Genomic DNA, 3,859 nt, shown 5'->3' on the forward strand with positions numbered 1-3,859 from the left:
TGCGCGCCACGGCGACGGCCGGATTTGTTCCGGTTGCTTTGGGCCCGCGCATCCTGCGCACCGAAACCGCAGGCCCTGCCGCACTCGCGGCAATGCAGGCCTTGTATGGAGATTGGTGAGCAGGCGCGATTGCCAGCGACGGCTGACTTGCTCAAGAAGCCTGAGATCGGGTTGTCATTCCCACGCAGGCGGGAAGCCAGCGGACATTCCAACTACATGATGGGCAAATACAGTCATCCACGCCGGTTCGTCAACCATCAGTCGTCCGAATCTTCGTCTTCACAGCGCTCGCACTCCCGCCCCTGTTTGCGCGGCTCGACATAGCCCGCCAGATCTTCGGCAGACGCCTTATACGCATGCAACACGCCCGGAATCAGCACATAACCACCGGGCACCGGCCCGACTTCGGCACCGCTCAACTTCGTCGGCTGATCGATATCGCGCTGCACGCTATTGCCATTGAAGTCGACGTAGACGTCGAATTGCACATTGGTGTCGTTTTGCGTCACCGAAAAGTCGTTGTCGTTGCCGGCGAGAATCAGGCGAGCGCCATCGCGTAGCCGCGGACCGATCGCGAGGCCCTCCCATTTTTCGGGCTGCTTGCCATTGCGGAGCACGCTGTTCTCAGTGAAATCGATGAAAACGCCCGATTTCGCGACTGGAATAATGCCGGCCGCCGCAAGATCGCCGCCGGGCAGCGCCAGATTGCGCACATCCGTCGCGCCGCTGATATCGATTTTGTAAACGCGCTTGGAGCCGACGACGGTTTTGCCTTCGGGATCGTCCACGCCGATGCCGCGGTTGTCGCGTTCGATAACGAGGAATTCGTGATCGTTGATGGCGATGATCGCCGATAGTCCTATGTTGCGTCCCTGGCGCGGATCGGTTGGCGTCGCCGCGCCGCCTTGTGCGGTAATGCGAGCGGCGACGTCGGCTTGCGCTTCGAGCTGATACGCGTATTGGGCGGCGCTCTTCCCGTAACCGGCGCTATATGGATCGCTGTTGAATTCGACGATGCGAACGTTGCGACCGTCGCGCCCGTTGTTCGCGCCTGGTTCGTTGATCAGCGGATCCTGCAGCACGGCGAAAAGCTTTTTTCCGTTCGGCGAAACGGCAATGCCTTCAAAGCCGCGGTTGTCCTGGCGGCCGAAAAAGATGCCGTCGTCGTCGCGCCCCGCGACGAAATCGAGATCGCCGGGATTTCCCGGTGCGACCTGCACCCGCGGCAGAAGGTTGGCCGGCGTTTCGAACACTTTGACCAGTTCGCCCTTGCGGTTGAATTCGTAAATCGAAGGGCCATATTCGTCCGAGACCAGCAGATGCCCGTTGATCGGACTGATGACAAAACCTTCGGGATCGAAGCTGCGGCCAAGAATCGCGGCGCTGCCATTCAGCTCGGCCGGATTCAGGCCGTTCAGCGCCTGCGGATTATCGAGACCGGCCTTGCCCGGGGGCGTCAGCAGACCTTTCGGGTCGCTGAACTTGATCGTCTTCTGCACCTTGAATTTCGAGATCGCGCCGGTTTTGCGATCGATATCGATTTTGAAGCGCTGCACGCGCGTGTCGTACGCCAGCACCCCGCCGCCCGGCCCGCGGTCCGATAAAGCCCACCATTGCTTGCGCTTGGGGTCGTAATAAATGTCGGAAAAGAAACCCAGCCGCCCGCCGTTCGCGCTCGCTATCCCGGTGTCATCGACCGCATCTCCTGGAATCACCAAACCGTTGACGAATTCGGGTTCAGCCTGCGCCGGTGTCGATAGAACGAATAGCGCGCCGAGTGCGGTCGCGCAGACAAATCGCAACATGATTTCCCCTTTTGGATGAACCGACAGATTGGTTTTCTGGACTGCAAAGCTTTGCGGCGCCTGCCTGCAAATGCTTGCAGCAAGCTATCACAGGCAAGTTACAGAAATGTTTCGGCGCCGGATACGCGATGGACTGGGAGCGCGATCTCGCCGTGCTCGAAACAGCTCTGCGGCACGCCCGGAAAGCGGTGGCGCTCGCTCCCCGTCTGCCGTACGCGCACGCGGCGTTGCGCTGGGTGCAACTGTGGCGCAGAAATGGAAAAGAGGTGACCGAGGCCAGCCGCCGCGCAGTTGCGCTGGATCAAAATAATGCCGAAGCGCGGCTGTTCCTGGCGTTCTCATTGGCATCGTGCGGACATGCCGGCGAAGCGTTAGGACAAATACAGTTCGCGATGTGCCTCAGCCCGGTGCCGTCGCCAGCCTTTCTGAATGTGCCTGGTATATGTCACTACGGGCTCGGAAATTCGAGCAGGCGATCGAGGCGAACGAGCGCGGCATCGAGATCAACCCGGCGTTCCTGCCCTGTTTGCGCGTGCTCGTCGTGCTCTACACGCTGGTCGGCCGCGTCGACGATGCGCGGCGCGCGCGAGACCTTGCAAAAAATCGGCCCCGCGCGCCGCATTTTCACCTCGACGTTTTTTCACGATCCGGAACTGGCGAGCCGCTACGAACACGACCGCAAGATGGCGTGGAAAGATCTGGAAGGCGCGCAAGAGTAGAGTTGCTTTCGCCCGCGCACGCTCCTCATCGCTAGAATGGCCAAATGAGCGAAGCCGAAAACCTCATTCTTGAGCACCTGTGTCAAATACGCGCCGGGCAGGAGAGACTGCGCGAGGATATGCGCGAGATAAAAGGTTCGCCTGGGGCACCTGGAAGAACAGGTCGCCGGTCTGTACTCGCAGTACGCTTCGCTTTCCAATCGCATAGATCGTATCAGCGAGCGGCATGAATGCGTCGAGCGGCGATTGGAACTCATCGAGTAGCGGGTGCCGCGGTGCTTTTGCTATTTCGGCCGATCATCGATGGTTCCGGCTAGCTGCCGGGCTTTGTCCTTCGCGCGTTCTCAAGCCGCGGCTTTGATCGTTGCGGCCATCGGCTGCCGATAGTTGTCGTAGACGTTCTTCGCCCATGTGAAGCAGGCGCGGCCTTTGTGCCTTTCGCGGAAAGCCCGCACCGCTCGCGGGAATAACTCGACCGCTTCTTTTTCGGTGGGCAGCAACAAAGGCGAAAGCAACGCGCAGGCAGCGAGATCGGGGCGGGAGAAGCGATCGCCGACCAGGAAGCGCCGGTCCTTCAAGGCATCATCGAGCCTGTCGAGCGCGGCGATGAGACGCTCCTCGGCATCCTTCGCGGATTCGGCATTGATGCGGAGCAACTTCGTCATCGCCTCGCGAACTTTAGGGAAGATGACTGCAAAGAGCGGCGGCCCGTACCACGGCGCTCCCGTCATGATAAATTTCATGGCGCGGCCGCGATCCGGAAGCGTGTGATAGTAAAACCAGAGTCGCAGGGTGACGCCGATTTCCTCGTCGAAATATTTTTCCCAGTCGAGCGCCTCCTTTGCTTCGCGCGCGTCGCGCGGCGTCAACAACGGATCGGGATGCATTTTGTCGAGATAAGTGATGATCGCGGCCGAATCCTGCACAGCCGTTTTTTCGTCGACCAACAACGGCATGCAGGTTTTGGGCGCCAGTTTTCGAATCGGTTTGACGTGTAGACCGGGTAACAGATTGACAGGCGTATAAGGGATGCTTTTGTAATCGAGCGCCCAACGGGCTTTTTCGCAGAAGTGCGAGAAAGCAAATTGATAAAGCTTGATCATGGTTGCCTCCGATTGAATCCTGCCGGGCCAGTCAAGCTTGGCCAGCAGGTGTGGGGTCGTCGCCCCTATTTCTGCTGGATCACGCCGATCTGGGTCAGCCACGCCATCTGGTCGAAGTAATGCGTGCCCGATGTGATCTTGCCATCCTTCCACTCATAGAACGCGGCAAGCGGAACGGCGAACGATTTGCCGGTCGGCTTGGGCGCCGGCTAGCGGACCGGCGGGAAAGGGC

The 3,859-nt window shown here is 59.8% G+C and carries 4 protein-coding genes and 1 pseudogene; 2 read left to right on the plus strand and 3 right to left on the minus strand.

The window, feature by feature from the left end; translation table 11 throughout:
- Positions 1 to 119, plus strand: a 119-nt coding sequence (locus tag H0V78_05120) for a 16S rRNA (uracil(1498)-N(3))-methyltransferase (GenBank protein ID MBA2351175.1), incomplete at its 5' end; no start/stop codon positions are given.
- A 138-nt stretch (positions 120 to 257) separates the two neighbouring features.
- Here H0V78_05120 and H0V78_05125 read toward each other — a convergent pair.
- Positions 258 to 1,805, minus strand: a complete 1,548-nt coding sequence (locus tag H0V78_05125; protein MBA2351176.1) for an esterase-like activity of phytase family protein — start codon at positions 1,803 to 1,805, stop codon at positions 258 to 260.
- Positions 1,806 to 1,933: 128 nt separating this feature from the next.
- Here H0V78_05125 and H0V78_05130 point away from each other — a divergent pair, with 128 nt between their 5' ends.
- Entirely contained in the window at positions 1,934 to 2,524 is a 591-nt protein-coding gene (locus H0V78_05130; protein MBA2351177.1) for a hypothetical protein, read from the plus strand.
- Positions 2,525 to 2,868: 344 nt separating this feature from the next.
- Here the strand turns inward: H0V78_05130 and H0V78_05135 are convergent, their stop codons facing one another.
- Entirely contained in the window at positions 2,869 to 3,627 is a 759-nt protein-coding gene (locus tag H0V78_05135; GenBank protein MBA2351178.1) for a glutathione S-transferase family protein, read from the minus strand.
- A gap of 65 nt (positions 3,628 to 3,692) precedes the next feature.
- Positions 3,693 to 3,827 (minus strand): annotated as a pseudogene (locus tag H0V78_05140) (ester cyclase).
- Between the last annotated feature and the right edge of the window lie 32 nt (positions 3,828 to 3,859).

The sequence above is a fragment of the Burkholderiales bacterium genome, from assembly GCA_013695435.1.
Classification (GTDB): domain Bacteria; phylum Pseudomonadota; class Gammaproteobacteria; order Burkholderiales; family JACMKV01; genus JACMKV01.

Bases quoted from the DNA above. Each gene is read 5' to 3' on its own strand.
- H0V78_05135 (MBA2351178.1), bottom strand. From the start codon at position 3,627: ATGATCAAGCTTTATCAATTTGCTTTCTCGCACTTCTGCGAAAAAGCC.
- H0V78_05125 (MBA2351176.1), bottom strand. From the start codon at position 1,805: ATGTTGCGATTTGTCTGCGCGACCGCACTCGGCGCGCTATTCGTTCTA.
- H0V78_05130 (MBA2351177.1), top strand. From the start codon at position 1,934: ATGGACTGGGAGCGCGATCTCGCCGTGCTCGAAACAGCTCTGCGGCAC.